Origin of the sequence: Paenibacillus sp. Pae15 (assembly GCF_024519685.1) — a bacterium.
In the GTDB taxonomy this organism is placed as follows: Bacteria; Bacillota; Bacilli; order Paenibacillales; family NBRC-103111; genus Paenibacillus_G; species Paenibacillus_G naphthalenovorans.
In genome coordinates this window covers 44,777-65,760 of the sequence record NZ_JALJRM010000004.1, presented here as the reverse complement: position 1 = coordinate 65,760, position 20,984 = coordinate 44,777, and the positions used below count along the sequence as shown (strand labels likewise).

23 protein-coding genes are annotated in these 20,984 nt (G+C 49.5%); 9 read left to right on the top strand and 14 right to left on the bottom strand.

Going from position 1 to position 20,984, the window contains the following annotated elements; translation table 11 throughout:
* The first annotated feature begins 399 nt into the window (after positions 1-399).
* Together groES and groL are read left to right on the top strand one after the other, a co-directional pair.
* Positions 400-714, top strand: a complete 315-nt coding sequence (groES, locus tag NR121_RS04620) for a co-chaperone GroES (RefSeq protein ID WP_062410585.1) — start codon at positions 400-402, stop codon at positions 712-714.
* On the top strand, positions 707-2,323 hold the full coding sequence (groL, locus tag NR121_RS04615) for a chaperonin GroEL (RefSeq protein ID WP_256830687.1): 1,617 nt from the start codon (positions 707-709) through the stop codon (positions 2,321-2,323). Before groES ends, groL begins: the two co-directional genes overlap by 8 nt.
* A 62-nt stretch (positions 2,324-2,385) precedes the next feature.
* Here groL and NR121_RS04610 read toward each other — a convergent pair whose 3' ends face one another.
* The 6 genes from NR121_RS04610 to NR121_RS04585 all read right to left on the bottom strand — a co-directional run bounded on the left by NR121_RS04610 (position 2,386) and on the right by NR121_RS04585 (position 8,393).
* Positions 2,386-3,384 carry an ABC transporter substrate-binding protein gene (locus NR121_RS04610; protein WP_256830686.1) on the bottom strand — a complete coding sequence of 333 codons (999 nt, stop codon included), beginning with the start codon at positions 3,382-3,384 and terminating at the stop codon, positions 2,386-2,388.
* 27 nt (positions 3,385-3,411) lie between these two features.
* On the bottom strand, positions 3,412-4,437 hold the full coding sequence (locus NR121_RS04605; RefSeq protein WP_375162511.1) for a FecCD family ABC transporter permease: 1,026 nt from the start codon (positions 4,435-4,437) through the stop codon (positions 3,412-3,414).
* A gap of 8 nt (positions 4,438-4,445) precedes the next feature.
* On the bottom strand, positions 4,446-5,498 hold the full coding sequence (locus NR121_RS04600) for a FecCD family ABC transporter permease (protein WP_256830682.1): 1,053 nt from the start codon (positions 5,496-5,498) through the stop codon (positions 4,446-4,448).
* Between the two features lie 68 nt (positions 5,499-5,566).
* Entirely contained in the window at positions 5,567-6,352 is a 786-nt protein-coding gene (locus tag NR121_RS04595; RefSeq protein ID WP_054817303.1) for an ABC transporter ATP-binding protein, read from the bottom strand.
* 46 nt (positions 6,353-6,398) lie between these two features.
* The gene (locus NR121_RS04590; RefSeq protein WP_074727417.1) at positions 6,399-7,355 is read right to left on the bottom strand and encodes an ABC transporter substrate-binding protein; all 957 of its coding nucleotides are present in this window, start codon (positions 7,353-7,355) and stop codon (positions 6,399-6,401) included.
* Between the two features lie 42 nt (positions 7,356-7,397).
* Positions 7,398-8,393 carry a ferredoxin family protein gene (locus NR121_RS04585; protein ID WP_062410579.1) on the bottom strand — a complete coding sequence of 332 codons (996 nt, stop codon included), beginning with the start codon at positions 8,391-8,393 and terminating at the stop codon, positions 7,398-7,400.
* A gap of 273 nt (positions 8,394-8,666) precedes the next feature.
* On the opposite strand from NR121_RS04585, the gene NR121_RS04580 reads away from it, so the two are divergent.
* Complete coding sequence (locus tag NR121_RS04580; RefSeq protein WP_256830680.1) at positions 8,667-9,392, top strand: DUF554 domain-containing protein; 726 nt, start codon at positions 8,667-8,669, stop codon at positions 9,390-9,392.
* 147 nt (positions 9,393-9,539) lie between these two features.
* Here the strand turns inward: NR121_RS04580 and NR121_RS04575 are convergent, their stop codons facing one another.
* The 5 genes from NR121_RS04575 to NR121_RS04555 form a co-directional block, all read right to left on the bottom strand.
* Complete coding sequence (locus NR121_RS04575; RefSeq protein ID WP_062410577.1) at positions 9,540-10,541, bottom strand: globin-coupled sensor protein; 1,002 nt, start codon at positions 10,539-10,541, stop codon at positions 9,540-9,542.
* Between the two features lie 59 nt (positions 10,542-10,600).
* On the bottom strand, positions 10,601-11,194 hold the full coding sequence (gene mobA / locus NR121_RS04570) for a molybdenum cofactor guanylyltransferase (RefSeq protein ID WP_054817300.1): 594 nt from the start codon (positions 11,192-11,194) through the stop codon (positions 10,601-10,603).
* A 20-nt stretch (positions 11,195-11,214) separates the two neighbouring features.
* Complete coding sequence (locus NR121_RS04565; protein WP_062410576.1) at positions 11,215-11,760, bottom strand: hemerythrin domain-containing protein; 546 nt, start codon at positions 11,758-11,760, stop codon at positions 11,215-11,217.
* A gap of 150 nt (positions 11,761-11,910) precedes the next feature.
* The gene (locus tag NR121_RS04560) at positions 11,911-12,564 is read right to left on the bottom strand and encodes a response regulator (protein ID WP_074727421.1); all 654 of its coding nucleotides are present in this window, start codon (positions 12,562-12,564) and stop codon (positions 11,911-11,913) included.
* A gap of 31 nt (positions 12,565-12,595) precedes the next feature.
* Positions 12,596-13,039 (bottom strand): GAF domain-containing protein, encoded by a 444-nt coding sequence (locus NR121_RS04555; RefSeq protein ID WP_054817297.1) that lies wholly within the window; start codon positions 13,037-13,039, stop codon positions 12,596-12,598.
* A gap of 239 nt (positions 13,040-13,278) precedes the next feature.
* Between NR121_RS04555 and NR121_RS04550 the strand changes: the two genes are divergently transcribed.
* The 3 genes from NR121_RS04550 to NR121_RS04540 all read left to right on the top strand — a co-directional run bounded on the left by NR121_RS04550 (position 13,279) and on the right by NR121_RS04540 (position 15,957).
* A complete protein-coding gene (locus NR121_RS04550) occupies positions 13,279-14,019 on the top strand; it encodes a Crp/Fnr family transcriptional regulator (protein ID WP_083351225.1) in 741 nt (246 codons plus the stop codon).
* A 146-nt stretch (positions 14,020-14,165) separates the two neighbouring features.
* A complete protein-coding gene (locus NR121_RS04545; RefSeq protein WP_074727423.1) occupies positions 14,166-14,711 on the top strand; it encodes a DoxX family protein in 546 nt (181 codons plus the stop codon).
* A 115-nt stretch (positions 14,712-14,826) separates the two neighbouring features.
* Complete coding sequence (locus NR121_RS04540; RefSeq protein WP_062410574.1) at positions 14,827-15,957, top strand: PAS domain-containing sensor histidine kinase; 1,131 nt, start codon at positions 14,827-14,829, stop codon at positions 15,955-15,957.
* 119 nt (positions 15,958-16,076) lie between these two features.
* On the opposite strand, the gene NR121_RS04535 is transcribed toward NR121_RS04540, so the two are convergent.
* The 3 genes from NR121_RS04535 to NR121_RS04525 all read right to left on the bottom strand — a co-directional run bounded on the left by NR121_RS04535 (position 16,077) and on the right by NR121_RS04525 (position 18,494).
* Positions 16,077-17,489, bottom strand: a complete 1,413-nt coding sequence (locus NR121_RS04535; RefSeq protein WP_074727424.1) for a sigma-54 interaction domain-containing protein — start codon at positions 17,487-17,489, stop codon at positions 16,077-16,079.
* 136 nt (positions 17,490-17,625) lie between these two features.
* Positions 17,626-18,012: a VOC family protein gene (locus tag NR121_RS04530; RefSeq protein ID WP_256830671.1), complete on the bottom strand. Its 387-nt coding sequence runs from the start codon at positions 18,010-18,012 to the stop codon at positions 17,626-17,628.
* Between the two features lie 38 nt (positions 18,013-18,050).
* The gene (locus NR121_RS04525) at positions 18,051-18,494 is read right to left on the bottom strand and encodes a DMT family transporter (RefSeq protein ID WP_062410571.1); all 444 of its coding nucleotides are present in this window, start codon (positions 18,492-18,494) and stop codon (positions 18,051-18,053) included.
* Positions 18,495-18,864: 370 nt separating this feature from the next.
* Here NR121_RS04525 and NR121_RS04520 point away from each other — a divergent pair, with 370 nt between their 5' ends.
* From NR121_RS04520 to NR121_RS04510, 3 genes are read left to right on the top strand one after another with little or no spacing between them, the layout of a single operon-like run.
* Positions 18,865-20,049, top strand: a complete 1,185-nt coding sequence (locus tag NR121_RS04520; RefSeq protein WP_054817293.1) for an acyl-CoA dehydrogenase family protein — start codon at positions 18,865-18,867, stop codon at positions 20,047-20,049.
* Between the two features lie 19 nt (positions 20,050-20,068).
* Positions 20,069-20,521 carry a PNPOx family protein gene (locus tag NR121_RS04515; protein WP_054817292.1) on the top strand — a complete coding sequence of 151 codons (453 nt, stop codon included), beginning with the start codon at positions 20,069-20,071 and terminating at the stop codon, positions 20,519-20,521.
* 22 nt (positions 20,522-20,543) lie between these two features.
* Positions 20,544-20,975, top strand: a complete 432-nt coding sequence (locus NR121_RS04510; protein WP_074727429.1) for a VOC family protein — start codon at positions 20,544-20,546, stop codon at positions 20,973-20,975.
* The last annotated feature ends 9 nt before the right edge of the window (positions 20,976-20,984 follow it).

The window sequence follows — 20,984 nt, the reverse complement described above, 5'->3', positions numbered from 1 at the left end:
CAATAAAAAGCTTCAAATATGATTGTCTTCTTCATATCATTTTTTGTTAGCGGTCTAATGAGACGAGTGCTAATTTGAGTATATTTTTTCTTTTTGCTTTTTTTCAAAGGTACATTTTGCTAATTTTGGGCAACCTGAACAAAAAAATCCCGGCTTTTCTTTTTCTTTCTTTTCTTTGCTTAATTTTTCTCTTTTTTTCTGTGCGTCCACGGTAAAAAATACAAGTATTCCTTCAAAATCAAGAGAAATGATAAAAAATCACGAACTGAATTCATTTTTATAAGCTTTCATACGGGAAAACCGCCTTTGATCGACGATACAAATGATGTATATTAATTATCAGCATTAGCACTCCTACTTTACGAGTGCTAATACATTCAGTTGGGAGGTTGGTACTCGATGTTGAAACCGTTAGGTGACCGAGTGGTGATCGAACCACAGAAGCAGGAAGAAGTGACAGCCGGCGGCATCGTACTTCCCGAAAAGGCGAAGGAAAAACCGGTGCAAGGCAAAATTGTTGCGGTGGGTCGAGGACGAATAGAAAAGGGTAACGTCATACCCTTGGATGTGCATGAAGGTGACCTCGTTCTTTACAGCAAATATGCGGGCACCGAGATAAAAGTTGAGCAAAAAAACTATTTAGTCCTTAGAGAGTCGGATATTTTGGCGATTTTGGAACCTTCAGGTCAAAAGGAGCTGGTAACCCATGGCTAAACAAATCCTGTTCAACGAAGATTCTCGCCGCGCTATGCTTCGTGGTGTGGACACGCTGGCTAATGCCGTGAAAGTGACTCTTGGTCCTAAGGGACGCAATGTGGTCTTGCAAAAGTCATTCGGCTCTCCACTGATTACCAATGATGGAGTAACCATTGCAAAAGAAATCGAACTGGAAGATCCGTTTGAAAATATGGGCGCCAAATTGGTGAAGGAAGTGGCAACCAAGACCAATGACGTAGCCGGCGACGGTACTACCACCGCTACTGTACTCGCCCAAGCAATGATTCGTGAAGGTCTTAAGAATGTGACCTCCGGCGCAAACCCGATGCTCATCCGAAAAGGGATAGAGAAAGCCGTTCGCGTTGCGGTTGATGAGATTAAGAAAATCGCAAAACCGGTGGATCACAAAAATGAAATCGCACAGGTGGCTGCCATCTCCGCCGCGGATGAAGAAATCGGACAACTGATCGCGGAAGCGATGGAGAAAGTCGGCAAAGACGGGGTCATCACCGTTGAAGAATCAAAAGGCTTTACGACCGAACTGGAAACGGTTGACGGGATGCAGTTCGATCGCGGCTATATCTCCCCTTACATGATTACAAATACGGATAAAATGGAAGCGGTATTGGATGAGCCCTATATCTTGATTACGGACAAAAAGGTATCCAATGTCAAAGATTTGCTGCCCGCGCTTGAAAAAGTGGTTCAGCAGGGCAAGCCTCTCCTGATCATTGCCGAAGATGTGGAAGGGGAAGCGTTGGCCACGCTTGTCATTAATAAATTGCGCGGCAAGTTTACTTGCGTAGCGGTGAAGGCGCCTGGTTTTGGCGACCGCAGGAAGGCGATGCTGCAGGATATTGCAGTGCTAACGGGTGGACAAGTCATTACAGAAGAACTTGGTCTTGACCTGAAGAATGCGGGGCTCGAACATTTCGGACGCGCTCGTCAAGTGCAAGTAACCAAAGAGAACACGACGATTGTCGACGGTTATGGACAAAAGCAGGATATCGATTCGCGCGTACAACAAATTAAAAAACAAATCGAAGAAACGACCTCCGAATTCGACCGCGAGAAGCTGCAGGAGCGGCTGGCCAAATTGGCCGGCGGTGTTGCTGTGATTAAAGTAGGCGCAGCGACAGAAACCGAAATGAAGGAGAAAAAATTACGTATCGAAGACGCATTGAACTCCACACGTGCCGCAGTCGAGGAAGGAATCGTCGCAGGCGGGGGCGTCGCACTGATCAATGTGATTTCGGCTGTGGAAAACATAAAAACCAACGGCGGCGACGAAGCGACGGGCATCAACATCGTGCGTCATGCGCTGGAGGCCCCGATTCGAACGATCGCTTCCAATGCCGGGATCGACGGTTCCGTCGTGGTGGAAAGGATTCAACGGGAGCCTGCGGGCATAGGTTATAACGCGGCCAACGGCGAGTGGGTACATATGATTGAGAAGGGAATTGTGGACCCTGCTAAAGTAACCCGCTCCGCCTTGCAAAATGCAGCTTCCGTTGCCGCCATGTTCCTGACAACGGAATGTGTCGTTAGCGATAAACCGGAACAGAAAAAGAAAGGCAGCGGTGGCACGCCTGATATGGATATGTAACGAACGAAACCCGTCCGGTGAGGACGGGTTTTTCATCAAGACTTGAATATCCGGGGGACCGGTTATTTTTGATTTTGCTTCACGATGAGATCGACCAGAATGTCTAATTGCTTCTCCAAATTAAGCCCGTCGATCATCCAGAATTTTTTATAATCCAAATAGTAAACATGGTTATTTTTCACGGCGGGCAGGCCTTGCCAAATGGCGCCATTCGCTACTTCCTTCGCCCGTTCGGCCCCTCCGTCCGGTTCGTATACCGTAATAAACATATGGTCGGCGGCAAATTCGGGCAGCACCTCCAAGGAAATGTCCTTCCCTTTGCCATCCGGGAAAATTTCCTTGGCTATTTTGTCTTGCGGTTTGTATTGTAACATCTCGAACAGATTGTAGCCCGCATCACGCGTTTTAGGCCATACCCAAAGATTTTTCGCCCAAATGGAATAGCTTCCCACCGTTTCGTCCGGACCGATGATGCCGTTTAATTTTGCCTTTGCTTCCTCAGCCTTTTGCTTATACCGGGCAATGAAGGCTTCCGCTTCCTTTTCTTTACCGAGCATCACGCCGAAGGTCTTCAATTCTTCCAGCGGATCTCCGCCCTCCAGGCCAACGGAAGGAATCGCTACGGTAGGAGCAATTTTCTTCAGCTGCTCGACCGTTTCAGACGGAAGATACGTCGGTACAATAATTAAATCCGGATTAAGCTCCAGTACCTTTTCCACGGAGACATCCCCGACATCGGCTACACCTTCAAGCTCCTTTTCCAAAAGAACGGAATTGTTCAACGCGATCGAACCGGCGCCGACCGGTTTGACCCCGAGCGCGAGCAGATCTCCCAAGAACGTGATCGCAACGATGCGCTGCGGATGAACCGGAATTTCAACGTCCCCATTCGCCGCTTTAAATATCTTCGTGCTTTTGTCGGTCACAGGGGAAGAATCGCCGGTCTGCTCCGCCGGAGCATTCGACGCCCCGGATCCCGCTTGGCCTCCGTAGGCAGCAAGAGCAATGACTAGCCAGATCATCAAGGTTACATACAACAATCTATTTTTTATTAAAAACACAGATTTCCCTCCAACATTCAAACTGATTCAAGATTTCGCATGCGCCAGCAGATAAAGAAAATATGGCGCTCCGATCACAGCAACGACGAGACCGGCCGGAACCTCTGACGGCTGCACAATCCAACGGCCCAAGGTATCCGCCACGATAAGGAGCAAAGCCCCGGCCAAAGCCGATGTCGGCAAAAGCATTTGATGCTTCGGCCCGACAAGCCTTCGCGCCAAATGCGGAGCGATCAGCCCGATGAAACCGATGCCTCCGCTTACCGCTACACACGATCCGGCCAAACCTACCGCTGCACCCAGCAGCATAAGCCTTTCCTTCCCAATCGGCGTGCCAAGCCCAACAGCTGTCTGATCCCCAAGATTCAGCACGTTCAACACGCGGGCTTTGAAAAATACAAACGGAAGAAGCACCACAATCCATGGTAAAAGCGCGAGCACAAACTTCCAGCTCGAGCCCCATATACTGCCTGCGAGCCAGGTGGCCACAAACTGATACTGATCCGGATCAAACCGCAGCGTCAGTACGATCATTGCCGCTTTGATGCCTGTGGCCACTGCAATCCCGGTAAGCAGCAGCCTTGTCGGCACAAATCCCTTATGCCGTTTGTAGGCGAGTATGCAGATCAATGCGGCGGTTAGCCCCGCACCAACCAATGCCGTTACCGGAAGCCAAAGTACCGGGGCGGCTGCCGATGTCGGAAATAAAAAAATAAACAGCATGACTGTTAAACCGGCGCCTGCGTTAATGCCAAGAATGCCGGGATCAGCCAGCGCATTGTGGGTGATGCCCTGCAGAATACAGCCGGACACGGCTAAGCCGGCACCAACAAGAACGGAAATGACAATGCGCGGCAAGCGGAATTCAAACAGAATCAATTCCTGCTTGCCGGTCCCCCATCCAAACAACGTCTTTATCACATCAAGCGGCGACAAACGTATATATCCGGTGTTCATGCTGATGATGAAAGCAGCGATAATCAGTATGCCGAGAACGGCCATGACGGTAAACCCGCCTTTTTTTCTTCTGTTTTCCAAAACGGATTCCGGCATTGCTCCCATTACAGCCCCCTCCTTTCTTTACGCGCCAGATAGAGAAAGAAAGGAACCCCCAGCAAAGCGATGAGCGCCCCTAACGGCGTCTCGAACGGAGGGTTAACCATTCTCGCCGCCAGATCGGCAAAAACCATCAGAAGACTTCCGAGAACAGCCGAGCAGGGAATGATCCAACGGTAATCGACGCCAACCAGAAACCGGGTTACATGGGGAATCATCAAACCGACGAAACCGATCGTACCGGCGACCGAAACCGCCGCACCGGCGAGTATAAGGACGATGACCAGTCCCGCAAGCTTGATTACTTCCGTGCGCTGGCCAAGTCCCGCCGCAATCTCTTCGCCCAGGCTTAACAGCGTGATGGAACGAGACAGCAGCATGGCGGCGAGCAATGCGCCAAGAATCCACGGAAAAATGATTTGCAATTGAATCCATCGGGTGCCTTCCAGCCCCCCCGCATACCAGATAGCCAGATTCTGGGCAACATTAAAATGGATCGCAATCCCTTCGCTAAGCGCCGACAACAAGGCGGTGACCGCCGCTCCGGCAAGGACAAGGCGAACCGGTGTAAGCCCGGCTGTCGCGGAAGAGCCGATGCCATACACGAGCCCTGCCCCGAGTCCGGCACCCAGAAACGAACACAGCATTAGATAAATAAAAGGAAGGCCGGGAAATAAGGCATAGCACAACGCCATGACGAAGCCGGCTCCGGCATTCAGTCCCAGCAAACCGGAATCGGCCAGCGGATTGCGGGTCATGCCCTGCATCAAAGCTCCGGCGACGGCAAAGCTGGCCCCGACTACGGCACCTCCAAGCACCCGCGGCAATCGCAGTTCCTGGATGATTTGATGAGCCGTAAGATCCGGATTAAACCGGAATACAGCTTCCCATACGGTCATCAATCCGATATCCGCCGCACCGAATGAAATGGATGCCGCGATGCCGAGAACAAGAGCGGCAAGACCTCCGATCAAAACGATGGCGGCGGCTGCGGGACGCGAACGAAGCTTTGGTGTTGAAGAATCCGCAATAGGCTCTGTTGCTTCTGTTATTGACACGTTAAAACATCCTCACTATAAATTCATAACTTCAATACGAATACGGGCGACGCACGGCAGGTCCCTTCCTAAGCCAGCGCAAAGGGCAGGCATAGAGGAACCCCGCTTCTCGGATCAGATATAATGTCCGCTTCGATCCCAAAAACCTCTTTGAGCACTTCTCTGGTCATGACCTTGTCCGGACTTCCTTCACTGACCACTTTCCCCTGTTTAATGGCCACCACATGGTGGGCATATCGGGAGGCATGATTCAAATCATGGACTACCATAATAATCGTTCGCTGTTCTTCCTGATTGAGCTTCATTAACAGCTGATGTACTTCCAACTGATGGGCCATATCCAGAAATGTCGTAGGCTCATCGAGAAAAAGAATTTGAGTTCCTTGGGCCAGAGCCATGGCAATCCACGCCCGCTGCCGCTGACCGCCGGAAAGCTGATCTACCGGGCGATCATAAAATTCCGTCATCCCTGTTACCTGAATCGCCCACTGAATGATTTCTTTGTCTTCCTTCGTCAGCGTGCCAAAGCCTTTTTGATGCGGAAACCGGCCGTAAGAGACAAGCTCGCTGACCGTCAATCCATCAGGAGCGGCTGGATTTTGCGGAAGAATGGCCACCTGTTTGGCGACTTCTTTGGTCGACTGCCTGTAGATCGATTTGCCGTCGAGATATACCTGTCCCCCTTCAGGCTTCATAATTCTTGCCATCGCCTTCAGAATGGTTGACTTTCCCGAACCGTTGGCACCTACGAGCGCGGTGATTTTCCCTTCTGGAAAGTGCAAGTTTAAATCCTCAACAATCATCCGATCCGCATAAGCAATATTCAAATGTTCCGAGTATAAGGTTTGCTTCATGGTCTGCCCCTCTTCTTTTTCATAGGCATCTTCATGGAGGCCTCTGTTATTTGCGCGCCAAAAACTGAAGCGTCTCATCAATCAGCTTGCTATAAGCGATGGGCCCCCAGCCCTGCAGCCAAAGATCATAATCGACAGAGTGCACCTGGTTTTTCTTCACGGCAGTCATGTTTTGCCACAGGGAGCTTCCCTTTAATTCATTCAGCTTTTCTTCACTTTGTACGAGCAGCAGGATATGATCCGGATTAATCTCCGGCAGCTTTTCCATCGAAATCGCCTGGAATGTTTTGGATTCGTCCGTCACAAATTCCTTCGGAGGCTGAAGCCCCAAATCCTGGTACAAAATTTTATAATTTTTGATTCCGTAATAACGAAGCTCTTTATCGGTGACCCGCAGAAACATGACCGTTTCATTACCAATGGACTCTTGAAGCGTCTTCCTGGCTTCGGAGGCTTTTTTATCGAAAGCTTCCAGCACGGACCGGGCCTCTTTGGTTTTACCCGTGATTTCGCCTACCTCTAGAAAGGTACTGCGCCAATCCTTTGCATTCGTGTCCAAAATGATGGTAGGAGCGATTTTCGATAACCCGTCATAGGCTTTCTCCTGAAAGGGCTGCCCTATGATTAAATCCGGACCGGCGGCCAGAATCGCTTCCAGATTCGGGTTCGCATCATTGCCGATTACTTTCGTTTCCTTTAAATCATCTGCAAGAAACGCAGGCCACTTCTGGTCGAACATCACGCCGGAACCGGGCTTGACTCCCAGCGCCAACAAATGATCCATGATAAACGGCTGAAGGGCGCCAATGTTCTTGGGATCGGCAGGTACTTTCGTTTCCCCCATCTTGTGCTTTATCGTTCTTTCTTCCTGTGCCGCCTTCACTTGATCCGGAGCCGCCACTCCCTGATTCTCCGCTGCCTGGTCTTGCTTGACCCCGCAGGCAGCGATAAAACCCAACAAAATAACAATTAAACATTTGAAAACTACAGAGCTGTTCTTCATTTTATGAAATTCCTGCCTTATGTCATGATGTTTTAAACCGGATTAAAGCTTGGTCAGCCGGGAGACTTGATATTGCTGAACATCTTTCAATGCGCTTCCGCAACCGCCCATTTTGATCGTACCTGCGGAAACAACGGTTCCTTCATATGCTCCTGAAACCGTTCCATCCGCGGAAGAATAATCTATTCTCACCACCGCGGAATGTCCTTCTTCCCTCAACACCGTGCCTTTCTTGTTGTAGTCAAGCCAACCCCATCCTTCACGAAGGAAGATTTCACGCTCGACCATTTGTTCATATTTTCCGACACCTCCCCATCCCCGGTATTTTCGGGAGATATCGGAAAACGGCCCTTGACGAAGAACGAGCGTGTCAAGATCTTCCGGCTCCACTTGGGCCCAATAGCGTCCTTCGGGCAAATCGGCAATCGTAGGAGCAAAGCGGTGACCGCCAAAATGACTGGCACGCCAGACTCTGAGCTTTCCGGACGATTTCACCGCATAATGATCTTCAAGCATTTTATACATGGGGTAACCGAACCTGCCGCAGCACACATCATGACTTCCATGGGTACAGACAAACAAATCCCTGACATTTTCCGAATGAAACCTGTAAGATTCATAACGATTCATAAGCTCGGAGCCGTTCAGCAGCGCTTCGGCTAAAGCGTTTAACTCTGCTTCGGGAGCTACATACTCCTTCTTTTCGTACCGGGCAAAAGGGGGAAGCGGCTTCTGAAAATACATGACTCTTCTGTACCCTGCGGGCGAGGGATGAGCATCGGATACAAAAGATAAAAATCGGAATTTTGGCGCGTTCTCGGCCGCCCTTTTGAGGACTTCCATAAAGCCCTTCGGGAAATGCCTCGATGCCGTGACATCGTAGTCCCAGGGAACCGGAACTTCCACGAACAAATAACGCTCATGCCCGGCCGCCGAACCAATAGGATCCTCCCGGACCATTTTGGAGACCGCAGCACACAAGTCCTGTTCATGGCAGTCACTTAAACACCTGTCTTCAATTATTGAATTGGTTTCCACCCTTAGCCTCCTGCTTCATTGGTCGTTTTATCCTGACTAACCCAAAGATATTGATAATCATTATCATTTTTATTATAAATATATGGTAATGATAATCAATTTCATTGTCAAGGCTTCACTCACTCGAACGGTGTTAAGAAATTTTTCCAATTCAATCATTGATGAGCTTAATAGAAATGGTTATTATGGTATATGGTTTATAGGATTAATCAATAGACAGCGGACCGATATTTTGTCACATACCTGGCCCGAACAGAGAGGAAATTAGCATTTATGGCTTTATGGGGAAGCATCATCAATGCGCTTGCCATTATGGTAGGCGGTTTATTGGGCAGTCTAGTTCTGCCCCGTATTCCGGAAGGAATTCGTAATACAGTCATGCAGGGACTGGGGATTGCAATTGCCGTTCTTGGCATCACGATGGCGCTTAAATCGGAGAATTTTTTAATAGTCATTATCAGTATCGCAGTCGGGGGGATTCTCGGAGAAGTCATGAGAATTGAATATCGGCTGAACCAGCTCGGTCACTGGGTGGAGTCACAATTCCGCCGGGAGGAGAAGACCGGTCCGACGAATAGAGGCGGCATCGCGGAAGGCTTCGTTACGGCGACGCTCATTTACTGCATAGGCGCCATGGCCATTCTAGGCTCGATCGACAGCGGACTGAGGCACAACCATGATATTTTATACACCAAATCGATGTTGGACGGCATTTCTGCCGTCATTCTCTCCTCCACTTTAGGCATCGGCGTCACGCTTTCAGCAGTCCCGGTGTTCTTATATCAAGGGACCATTGCGCTTACGTCAACGTTATTTACCCTATTTATCAGCGAGGCTGACTTGAGTGCCATCATCACTGAAGTTACGGCTGTTGGAGGGGTATTGATTATTGGCATCGGGCTCAACATCCTTCACATCAAAAACATCAATGTCGCCAATCTGCTTCCGTCTATTGTCATTGCGGCAGTGATCGTTCTAGCGGAGCTATCGCTGCATTAGCAGGGTCGGCTTCCGCCGTTTCTTATAAAACGATCCGTTGGTTGCGTCAAAACCTCATATCATCTCCCCCGGCAGCAATACGGGATCCCAAGCGATGTCCGTTTCTTTTCATGGATAAGGGATATCCCGTACCATGCCATTCACAGCTTATTGCCTCAATTGCTCCAGCTCTGCGATCACCTTCTCAATCATTTGAACAAACGCGGACAGCTCTTCGGAGCTTGCTGCTTGCGTTTGTGCTTGTATGCTCGTCTGCTCGGACTCCTTCTTCACTTCTTTCAGCAATCTTGAAATCATATCCAGCTTGGAGTGAATTTGTACAAGAGCGTCTTTGGATCTGGCGGCGAGCTTGCGGACTTCCTTGGCCACCACTTCAAAACCGAGGCCATGCTCGCCCGCCCGTGCTGCTTCAATGGCCGCGTTAAGCCCAAGCAGATGGGTTTGCTCCGATATCTCTTCCATGAATGATCCCATATGATGAATGTGTTGAATTTCCCGGGTCAGCTCATTTACCGTACCAAGCGACTTTTCCTGGGATTCCGCCGTATGGATGGCGGTTTCCGCTACGGATTGCGTACTGCTGCTAAGCTCAACCATCATCGCGGCCAGCTCCTGCACAGCCGCGTTAATGCCGGCCAAGAGATGGCCGCGTTCATCCGCAAGTCTTTGCACTTTCTGCTTCTCTTCGGCTTCATAGGCTTCAAGCACAAGCTGCGAATCCAAATTAAACATTTTGGTTATCGCATGAAGAACCGGCAGCCACTCGTTTGGAAGCACTTGCCGGAGATGGGAGGCCGCCAAATCCAGATAAAGCATATACGTTCCCAAATACCATTGCGTCGTTAAGCCGATTTTGGAGTGCATGCTCCCGATCAATAGTCTTTTTTCGATAAAAGCCTCATCGATTTTCCCGTCAGTCAGTGAAAGAAAGTACCATCTCTGCGTTTTTTTCAATCGCTCGATCGTGCTGTGCGCTTCAATAATGGTCCTGAGCTCGGGACGGAGCATAATGCGGTTATAAAGCTCTTCCACCAGAGCGTCAGCGATCGCCGTCAATTCCGCCTTTTTACTTTCTAAAAGGAATAAGTCATCCGCCGTTATGCCCAAGTAGTCGATTTGCTTTTTGCGTTTTTCCGATAAATCCATCATCCATCCCCCTAGCGGTGAAATATTAGCAATATGCGGGCTTGCATGTAGCCTCCGTAACCTTACTCACTTTGGAGCGCCTGCCGATAATCTTCAAGGGTATCTATGCTCACAGTAAACCGGAGGTCAATCCCCTTTTCCCTAAAAGCCGCTTCCGGTATCCCCAGCCAATGAAGGGACTTCAACAGCTCCGAAAGACGGTAGTCCCCTTTCTCCAATAAAGCGGCTATGGGGCCGGCACAGGCTTTATCATAAACGGCGTGCAGCGGAAATGGACTGCCGTTCACCTCAGGAAGAACCGCATTCCAACCGCTTTTCTTGGATTCCAATAGCAATTCAGCCGCTTTCGCCGAAAGAAACGGCATCTCGCAGGCCGCCACCCAAATTTGATCGAACTTGGCCAAACTGAATCCGGCATGCATGCCCGCAAGGGGACCTTTGCCGCCAAAAAAGTCGGTAATGATGCGGACCTCCTTGTCCAGCAATCGAAGTAATGGAGCCGGTTCCCTCGTGACGACGATGACTTCCCGGCAAATCTGCCTCATGACCCTGATCTGCCGCTCAATAAGCGTCTCCCCTCCAAAAGGAAGCAGCGCCTTCGGATCGCCGTTCATCCGCGTATTAGGCCCACCGGCTAAAATAAGGCCTGTCAGCATGGCGATTTCCTCCTTGCCAGTCATTTTCGTTTGCTATGACCATCAGCATCCGAATCATTCAGCATTTGTTCCACCAGGGGCATTATGACTTCCTCCTCGAGTCTGAAATGCTTCTTAAGAAGGCCGCAGCCTTGCATAAAACAGCCGACCGCTTCCGCCACCGCAGCTGCGTGCGGCCGAAGTCCGAATTCGTCCAGTCTTTGAAGGAACGTTTCAAGGCTGGCGGTGCCCAACTGGTGGTCTTTTTCCATTGCCCAGATCGAATCCTTGATCTTCGGCGCATGCTTATTAAAAAAATAATCGTCGAGCAAAGGCTGCAGTTCTTTCTCTTCCCAGGTCGCATGGCGTTCCAGTTCATTCATATACGCGATCAGCGGCTGCTTGATGCGCCGCATTTCATGCGCCACCGTCAATACATCCGGCATCCGGTCGGCCCGTTCCACCGCCGCTTCGAGCTCTGCTATGGTTTGTTTCATTTTCAAGTGCTCGTCCCTCATCCGTTCCAACATGACAACCAAATCCGATGGACGTGCAGCATTCAAGAACCGATCTTTTCCCCGTTCCATCAATCAGACCTCCTTCATGTGGTGGATTCAGCATATCGCGTACCCCGGATTTAAGCTGTGATTTTTGTCACAGTTTAGACAAAAAACTGCAGCGGCTCTTCACGCGTGCCGCTGCAGTCCCCTGTTCCTTATTCATTGGATTTCCCGTCTTTATTCGAAGTTCAAAAGCCCCTTCTTCAGCGCAAATTTCACAAGCTCCGGGCGCGTCTTTAGCTTTAGCTTTTCCATCACATTGCTTTTGTGCGTTTCCACCGTCTTGACGCTGATAATCAATTGATCGGCTATCTCTTTATTGGAATACCCTTTGGCGACCAGCGCCAATACTTCCTTCTCCCGTTCGGATAGCGTGTCGAAAGGGCCTGTGTTCTCGCCTTGCTTCAGCCGTTCCAGATACTCGCCCATTAAACGTTTGGTCGCGCTTGGATACAAGTATGCGTTTCCTTCCGCTACGGATTGAATGGCCGCAAGAAGTTCCTCGTGCGGCGCGCTTTTCAAAATATAGCCCGACGCCCCGGCTTGAATCGCCCTGAACAAATATTCCTCGTCATCGTGCATGGTCAATATCAGCACCGCCGTATCCGGCTGCTTCTGCTTCAGCTCGACGGCAGCCGTCAGGCCGTCCTTACCGTGCGGCATGCTTAGATCCATCAGCACGACATCGGGGTTCAGCTCTCCGGCAAGGCGAATCGCCTCGTCGCCGTCCGCCGCTTCCCCTACGACTTCCATGTCATGTTTGCCGTGGAGCAGCAGATTCAACCCCGATCGTACAACGGCATGGTCGTCGACTACCATGATTTTTATCATACGATCACCCTCCTCTTTATCATACCCGGTCTCAAAACCGCTCATCCTCCATCAGCTTGCCGATCCGCTGCGCCGCCAGCGTCACCGCGGCTATATCCTCCTCGCTAAACAGACGGCCCGTACGGGAACCCACCAATATCACACCCCGGCTCTCCCTCTGTACGACAACGGGAGCCGTGACGGAGGTTCGCAATCTTTCCGCAAGCGTAAGGGGACATTCGCGATACAGGTGGACCATAGCCTCATCGGTTTCGTTCCATGCTATCGTCCGTCCGATCCGAATCGTCAGACCGCCCACACCCCGCCCCGAGCGAAACGTCATCGTTTCGCTCCGCTCTGTCTCATTACCGGAAAACAATGTCCAGCGAAACAGACGGCCATCGCCAACGCCTAAGGCCAGTGCGGCAAAGTCTCCTGATACCAAGGATCGGATCATACACAACTCGTTTAGAATCCGGTTGTGCTCCGTGTCCACCCTTCTCGCCTCCCTCCATGCTGCTCCGTGCACTTCTCCAACCGAAATCCATATCCCGATGCTTTTCATTGTAACCGCTGCAGCTTCGTTTGTAAGTCAGGGAATACCCTGATTTCCCGGTCGGGGAATATGCCGCAATTCAGGATTTCCCCCCCTGAATATCAGAGGATTCCCCGATAACGCCGGGTCATTGGAGTTGGTAAAATAAATACAAAGAACGCAAAAAGGAGGAGGCGCGGATGATTCATCATTATCCGGTTAATCATACATCGGACGCCGTTCGGTTTCAAACCCGGGGGCTGCAGCAGTATTTTACGGAAGAGAATGTTGAACGGCTAACCGGTATCATGTATTCGAAAAAGGTGAAGAAGGGCTCCCGCCTTTTCCGGGAAGGCGATAAAGCCGAATACTTGTATTACATCAAACAAGGCCGCGTCAAAATCACCAAATCGGCCGATAACGGCGGTACGTTCACCTTGTATCTGCACCACGACGGAGACTTGATCGGCTATGGAGACGGCATGGCGAGCTCTGCTTACCTCCTCAGCGCAGAAGCGCTTGAGAATTGCGACCTTGGCCTGATTCAGCAAAAGGATCTGGAGGTTCTGCTTTGGCAGCATGGCGATCTTGCGGTAGAATTCATGCGCTGGCAGGCGACGATGCACCTGCTGACACAAACCAAATTCCGCGATTTGATGATGTTCGGTAAGCCCGGGGCGCTCTGCTCCCTTCTCATTCGCCTGAACAATTCCTACGGGGAGCCCTTCGGTGAGTACAGCCGCATCTCGGTTAAGCTGAACAATACGGAAATGGCCGAAATGATCGGCGCCACCCGGGAAAGCGTCAACCGGATGCTGAACGATATGAGAAAGGAAAACATCCTCGACATGGTTAACGGTTATTTCATTATCAAGGATTTGACTTATTTGCGCGATATCTGCCACTGTGAAAATTGTCCGAAGCATATTTGCCGTATTTGAGGCCAAACGTATGGATCAGGTTCCTTGGAGCAACAGACTCAAAGACTTTTTCTTATCCTGTGATGCGAATCATATCGCAGCTTTACCGCTTGATGTACAGTGAAGTCGTGAGAGGAAAGTCTACTGCTGTTGAGGAGATGGTTGCCATGATGAATGTTTTAAGAGAGCATGTTTATGCCGCCGGCCTGCTTCTTGTCCTTCGCATCTATCTTGGCTGGATGTGGCTGACATCGGGTTGGCACAAGCTAACGGGTGAGTTTGACTCGACAGGCTTTTTGAACAACGCAATAAACAAACCGGTTCTCGATCGAGCGACAAACGAATTAATCTATCCTAACTATACTGCATTTTTGAACCATTTCGCACTGCCTAACGCGAAACTGATCAACTTCATCATCCCTTTGGGAGAAACGCTGGTCGGTCTCGGTCTGATTCTTGGCGCCTTAACGACGGCCGCCGCCGGCTTTGGATTATTGATGAACTTCATGTTTCTTTTCGCCGGAACGGTAAGCACAAACCCGTGGATGATCCTGCTCGGCGGAATCGTGCTGGTCGCGGGCGCCAATGCCGGCAAATTCGGCGCCGACTATTACTTGCTGCCGCTGCTGCGCAAATGGTTTCACCTGAATTATAGGAACGGCGGGCATAACCCGATAGCCAAAAGCCGCATGAAGGTGCCGGCCCATAAATAATCCATTCGGAAAACAAATCAAGACCGGGCAGCAGCAAGCTTAGCCGGTCTTGATTTGTTTCACTTTTTGCGCCGCGAGCATTGTACCGGTTCTTCCTTCTTTGCTAAGATAAGAAATGAACCCGGCAGGAAGGAGGATTGTATTGAAGCCTAAAACAAGCAAGACTCACCCTGAGGTCATTGGCCAGAATGTCGCTGAATTACAAAAACAGCTGGATACCCATATCGCCGATCCATCCTTTCGCGATCTTCTGAAGCAATCGTTAAACCAGCTGGCGAATGTCAAATTTGCACTGGACGAATCCTCTATTGTTGCCGTCACCGACCATCGCGGAATCATTCAATATGTGAATCACAATTTTTGCCGAATTTCCAAATATGACCGCGATGAACTGATCGGTCAGGACCATCGGATTATCAATTCCGGCTTTCACAGCAAAGAGTTCATGAAAGAGCTGTGGAGAACGATCTCCTCCGGACTGGTGTGGCGGGGAGACATCAAGAACAAAGCCAAAGACGGCACCTACTATTGGGTAAACACCACCATCGTGCCGTTTCAAGACGACAATGGGCGTCCTTACCAGTATCTAGCCATTCGCAACGAGGTGACCCGGCTCAAAAAGGTAGAAGAAGAATTGAAGCATATGATGGGGCATGTCATGCAGGTTCAGGAAGACGAGCGGCGCAAATTTTCACGGGAGCTGCATGACGGGATCGGACAGAGCCTCTTTTCCCTGCTCATTGAAATTGACCGTTTAATCGGGGAAACCGGAGTGCAGCAGCTGGGCGACCTGCGAAACAGAGTGGCAGGAATTATCGAGGATGTGCGCGGATTAGCGTGGGAATTGCGCCCGTCCGTCCTGGACGACCTTGGCGTCGTTCCGGCCATCCGTTCCTACATCGACAGCTATTCCAACCACTACGGCATCAAGGTTCATTTTGACTGCAATCTTCGCAGACGCTTGGAGGCCAAAAAAGAGACGACCATTTACCGTGTCATTCAAGAGGCTTTAACCAATCTTGCAAAATACGCGGATGTGGCTGAGGCACGCGTAAGATTTCATGAGTTCGATGATTATATTGAAGTCAGTGTTGAGGATCAAGGCAAGGGCTTTATCCGTGGAACCGGCGCCAAAGGCGTAGGGCTTTTCAGCATGGAAGAGAGAGCCCGGTCCGTGCATGGCCAGTTTTCCGTCCAATCCAAGCCCGGAGAAGGAACCAAGGTCACTTTAATCGTTCCCAAATAATCGTGTATGGATAATCAAAACAGTCTGCACCTTGCGAACTGCCCTCCAAGGGTTAGCGATGTCTAACAATGGAGTGCCGTTTCACCTAATGGCAGACTGTTTTGTTGTTATTTATCGTTTTAGTTAGACCATTCCCGTCCCAAGAAGGACTCAGGATCGATATCCTGCTGTTGGATTTTCCTAATCAGGGTCGAATGATCCAGCTCCAACAATTGCGCGGTCTGACGAATCGACTTGCTTTTTTTCAACGCTTGGATAATGAGATTCTTTTCAAACTCCATCCGGGCCTGGCGCAGGGGGACAATCGTATCCCTGTTCTGCTGCAATACGGGGGCCGTTCCCAAAAATTCAGGCAAATCGTCTGCCGTAATTTCTTTGCTTTTGGACAGTACGATCATGCGCTCAATGATATTTTTTAACTGCCTCACATTGCCGGGCCAATGATATCCCATCAAGCGGTTCAATACGACGGGACCTATTTCTGCATCCCGATCATAGATTTGGTTGAATTCATTTAAAAAGTGTGCGGCTAATATAGGAATATCTTCTTTACGTTCCCTGAGCGGAGGTATGGTAAACGGAATGACATTAATGCGATAATATAAATCCTCTCGAAACGTTCCTTCCGCCACCATCTTTTCCAAGGATCGATTGGTAGCGGCAATCACCCGCACATCAACAGGGACAGGCTTTCCGGAACCGATGCGCCGGATTTCTTTTTCCTGCAGCACCCTGAGCAGTTTAGACTGCATGGCAAAAGGAAGCTCCCCGATTTCGTCGAGAAAAATCGTCCCTTTATGAGCCATTTCGAATAATCCTGCCTTCCCGGTCGGCTGTGCGCCTGTAAATGCCCCTTTTTCATACCCGAAAAGCTCGGATTCAATGAGATTTTCAGGGATAGCCGAACAGTTCACGGTCATATAGGGTTGGTTTACCCGCTGGCTCATTTGGTGAATCCATTTGGCCAACACTTCCTTCCCTACTCCAGATTCTCCTAAAATAAGCACCGTAGACGATGTGGCTGCGACATGCTTGGCCGATTCAAACAACCGGATCATATGCGGGCTGCGAATAACAGGGCCATTGTCGATCTGTTGAAGCTTTAATAATTCCGTTTCATAGTGTTTAATTAATGCGCTTTTCCGTTCGATTTCCTGCTGGAGCTCGGCAAGGTTCGTAATATCCCTGACACTGCATACGATTCTCCATAATTCCCCTTCATCATTTAAAACCGGAACCCCGGTGACGAGTAAGCGCTTTCCATTCACTTTGTTTATGATCGTGACGGTTTGCAAGGTTTCCATAACACCGGGAATGGCGGATTGCGACAGCACTCCTGCTTCAACCAAATCCTGGGCGCGTTGACCGATCACATCATCTATGCGAATCCCGGTTAATTTCTCATAGGCTTTATTCACCAGTACGGTTCTGCCATCACCATCAGCAACCCAAATTCCATCGAACAATGCGTTTATAATGGTATGCCATTCACTCTCTCTTGCAGAAGGCAGGCTTGACGCATCCATCTCCATGCTCGTCAACCTCCAATGTCGGGGATTGCATCCATAATTTATGAAATACATCCTTCATTATAATGGAAAGAAAGAATAAAAGTCATCCCCTTAACGTTACCGGGAAATGCGGCGCGGCCCATTTTGTTATCAAGCCTTAACCGGATAAGATCGCGTTGAGGTTGCCGTCCGGGTCTTTGAAAAACATTTTGTTCCTCCCTTCCAAGTCGCTTAATTCCAATAACGTGATATCCTCCCGTATCAACAGCCATTTCATCCGCTCATACCGTTGAGGGTCGACTTCAAACACAAGATGAGGATCACTCAAGGAGATGGCAAGTTGATTTTGCTTCTCTTTTTTGATCGCTCCCGGAATAATATCCAGGATCATTCCACCGATATCATATCTTGTGAATTCTGAACCGGAGGAAATCTCCTTCAAACCCAAAGTCTCTCCATAAAATTTGACGGACTCCCGGAGGTTAGAGCTCGAGACCACAACGCGAATACCCAGAATAGGGTCCATTGGATTCGGAAAACTCACCTATCCGTCCCCCTCTCGTGTCAATAATGAATATACATTTAAATACTGCTTCTGAAAATTAAAAATAAGGAGCCGCTCATTAACAATAAGGCCAGAAGCCTTTGCCAATCAAAAGCGATTCGCGGAACACCGAAAAAGCCGAAATGATCGATGATCATGCTGATGACGATTTGTCCGCTAATCATGGCCAGAAGCATCGATGCCGCTCCGATCCGGGGTACGCTGATGATCGTCGTGAAAATGACCGCCGCTCCCATAAGTCCTCCAACCAGCTGCCATTTCGGAACCGTCACTGCCTGAAGGAGGTTTCCCCTGCCAAAAAATAAAACAATGATCGCCAAAATTAACGTACCCACTGCAAAATTGACAAAAGCGCCTTCCAACGTGCCTATTTTTTTACCTAAAGCACTGTTGATGGAAGCCTGGGCTCCCCATATCGCTCCTCCAACTATCGTCAACAGGAAAAACCAAAATTGCGTCATCCGTTCGTCCTCCATTTACTCTCTGCGGCTTCATTTCCATCCCCTATTAGCATTTAAAGAGCAATTTTCATGCCAGCTTTACTTTTTTGACCTTCTTTCCTGAATCAATGGAGTATTCCCATCCTTCACTTCCATTCGCTGGTGCGGCCTCCTTCACCATCGGTGCAATTCACCACCATTCGGTGCAAAAAAACACCAAAAACGGATTGAAACATGCAGCCTCTTGCTTCCGAAGGATCAAACTTTTTCATCATATGCGGGGAAATACGCACGAAAGGCTTGAGGTTGACGATGATTTTTGATTGGAGCCAAGTTTGGCATGGAAAATGCTGTGTATATCATTGACACGTAAAATTCGAGGAGGATGCTCATGCAATTAACACATAGTAAGGAAGCCCGCCATATTCTCGGTGTGGTAAAGCAATTGGCGAAAGAAAACTTCGCCGCCCGTGCAAGCCAATACGATCTTGAAAGCCGTTTTCCTTATGAAAACTATCAGGATTTACGGGAGCACGGGATTCTCTCCCTCATGGTCCCCGAGCGGTATGGGGGGCTTGGAGCCAATTCCCGGTTAATGGGGGAAGTTCTTAAAGAACTGGCGAAAGTGTGCGGTTCCACCGCAAATACATTTAATATGCATTGTACGGTCATCAATATTTTGAAGGAAATGGCAAATGAGGAGCAAAAGCAGCGATTGTTCAGGGAAGTGGTTGAGCATGGGAAATTGTTCGCATCTGTTACCAGTGAACCTACAAGCAGTTTAAGGGGGAATTTCAAGCCAAGCACCATCGCCCGCAAGGTCGATGGCGGTTACGTAGTATCCGGGGTAAAGCATTTCGCCTCGTTAAGCTCTGCGGCGGACTATTTCAATACGCTGTGTCAAATCGAAGGCACCACCTCGGTGGAAGACGGCCTTATCATGCTGACAATCCCCAGCAGCACTCCGGGGGTAACGATTGAAGATACCTGGAATGCCATGGGGATGCGGGGAACGGCCAGCCATACCATTCATTTTAAAGAGTGCTTTGTAGAAGAAGCGAATGCGATCGGAGAACCCGGGGATGCCGTTCGTAAAAATGTGAGTGACGGTTATGCCTTTGGCTTCGCTGCCGTCGGCATAGGTCTGGCGGAGGCCGCTTTGGATTTTACCGTCAGTTATGCCCAAAACACCACATTTAAACCGGAAATTCATCCGATCAGCCATTATCCTACGATTCAGCATCGTGTCGCTGAAATGGCTCTGGAAATTGAAGCTGCGAAGCAGCTGCTTTATCAAGCTGCGGACGCACGTGATTACGGTACCGCAGAAGACCGGGTTCTGCCTGTAACGATCGCCAAATATGTCGGAACAGAGGTTTCCGTCAAAGTAACTGATTTAGCCATTCGTGTATGCGGAGGCAGAGCTTACATGAAAAAATTCCCTCTGGAAAGAATCCACCGCGATGCCCGCGCCGGGATGGTCATGCCGCCGAATAATGACAAATGCTTGGAAATTATCGGAAAGGCAAGCCTGGGCCTTGATGTGAACGCGGGCTGGTTGGAAAAAAAATCATAATTAAGAAAGGAGTTAACTTATGAAAACCGATACCACGCTTTTGCCTCAAGCGGTCGTCGATCAGCTTCAAGGAGAAAAATTGGCGTTTGCGGTCACCACCAATGCGGACAACGAAATCTATTCGACGGCGATCTCCTGGTGGGCGGCCGTCAATCCCCATCTGATTCGCTTTGCGGTTTCGCCCAAGTCACCCTTGATCCGCAACGTGAATGAGCGTCCAAGGATGCAAATTTTATTTTCCATTCCGGAGCATACGTTAGCCGTTACGGGAACTGCCCGTGTTCTGCCCGATCCCATTCCCGATATGCCGTTTCCCATGCTTTGTGTGGAATTGGCCATTGACAGAGCGGACGACATTATGTTCTACGGGGGTAAGGTTACCTCCGAGCCCAAGTATATCAAAACGTATGCTGCCGATTTGTCCCTAAAATTGGACACGGCTGTTTATACGGCCTTACGTAAACCGGTTTAAAACCAAAAAGGAGCGATGCATAATGAAATTATCCCGAATTGATCATGTAGCTTTGTCCGTGAAGGATGCCGTGAAATCAAAGGATTTTTACAGCCGGATCTTGGGCTTGCCGGAAATTTCAAGGCCCAATTTCAGCTTCCCCGGAATATGGTATAAATTAGGCGATATTATGATTCATATCATTCAACAGCCAGATCAGCCCGAGCATGTTGATCGGGCGAAATTGTCCGCACAGGACGCCCATGTTGCTTTTTTTGTTGACAATGAAGAAGAACTCCAAAAGGTTATCCAAAAAGTCGAATCCGAAAATATTCCCTGGTATGAGCTGGAAAACGCCCCCAGCGGATTGCGTCAGGTCTTCTTTAAAGACCCTGACGGACATATGATCGAAATTGTCACCCCCAATCCTGCAAGCCCTTACTACGAATCGGTCTATTTGAAATATTATGTGTGATGCTCATCG

Excerpts from the sequence above, each read along its gene's own strand:
- groES (WP_062410585.1), top strand. The coding sequence starts at position 400 with ATGTTGAAACCGTTAGGTGACCGAGTGGTGATCGAACCACAGAAGCAG.
- groL (WP_256830687.1), top strand. The coding sequence starts at position 707 with ATGGCTAAACAAATCCTGTTCAACGAAGATTCTCGCCGCGCTATGCTT.
- NR121_RS04605 (WP_375162511.1), bottom strand. The coding sequence starts at position 4,437 with ATGCCGGAATCCGTTTTGGAAAACAGAAGAAAAAAAGGCGGGTTTACC.
- NR121_RS04595 (WP_054817303.1), bottom strand. The coding sequence starts at position 6,352 with ATGAAGCAAACCTTATACTCGGAACATTTGAATATTGCTTATGCGGAT.
- NR121_RS04590 (WP_074727417.1), bottom strand. The coding sequence starts at position 7,355 with ATGAAGAACAGCTCTGTAGTTTTCAAATGTTTAATTGTTATTTTGTTG.
- NR121_RS04580 (WP_256830680.1), top strand. The coding sequence starts at position 8,667 with ATGGCTTTATGGGGAAGCATCATCAATGCGCTTGCCATTATGGTAGGC.
- NR121_RS04575 (WP_062410577.1), bottom strand. The coding sequence starts at position 10,541 with ATGATGGATTTATCGGAAAAACGCAAAAAGCAAATCGACTACTTGGGC.
- mobA (WP_054817300.1), bottom strand. The coding sequence starts at position 11,194 with ATGCTGACAGGCCTTATTTTAGCCGGTGGGCCTAATACGCGGATGAAC.
- NR121_RS04565 (WP_062410576.1), bottom strand. The coding sequence starts at position 11,760 with ATGGAACGGGGAAAAGATCGGTTCTTGAATGCTGCACGTCCATCGGAT.
- NR121_RS04560 (WP_074727421.1), bottom strand. The coding sequence starts at position 12,564 with ATGATAAAAATCATGGTAGTCGACGACCATGCCGTTGTACGATCGGGG.
- NR121_RS04550 (WP_083351225.1), top strand. The coding sequence starts at position 13,279 with ATGATTCATCATTATCCGGTTAATCATACATCGGACGCCGTTCGGTTT.
- NR121_RS04545 (WP_074727423.1), top strand. The coding sequence starts at position 14,166 with ATGATGAATGTTTTAAGAGAGCATGTTTATGCCGCCGGCCTGCTTCTT.
- NR121_RS04540 (WP_062410574.1), top strand. The coding sequence starts at position 14,827 with ATGAACCCGGCAGGAAGGAGGATTGTATTGAAGCCTAAAACAAGCAAG.
- NR121_RS04535 (WP_074727424.1), bottom strand. The coding sequence starts at position 17,489 with ATGGAGATGGATGCGTCAAGCCTGCCTTCTGCAAGAGAGAGTGAATGG.
- NR121_RS04525 (WP_062410571.1), bottom strand. The coding sequence starts at position 18,494 with ATGACGCAATTTTGGTTTTTCCTGTTGACGATAGTTGGAGGAGCGATA.
- NR121_RS04520 (WP_054817293.1), top strand. The coding sequence starts at position 18,865 with ATGCAATTAACACATAGTAAGGAAGCCCGCCATATTCTCGGTGTGGTA.
- NR121_RS04515 (WP_054817292.1), top strand. The coding sequence starts at position 20,069 with ATGAAAACCGATACCACGCTTTTGCCTCAAGCGGTCGTCGATCAGCTT.
- NR121_RS04510 (WP_074727429.1), top strand. The coding sequence starts at position 20,544 with ATGAAATTATCCCGAATTGATCATGTAGCTTTGTCCGTGAAGGATGCC.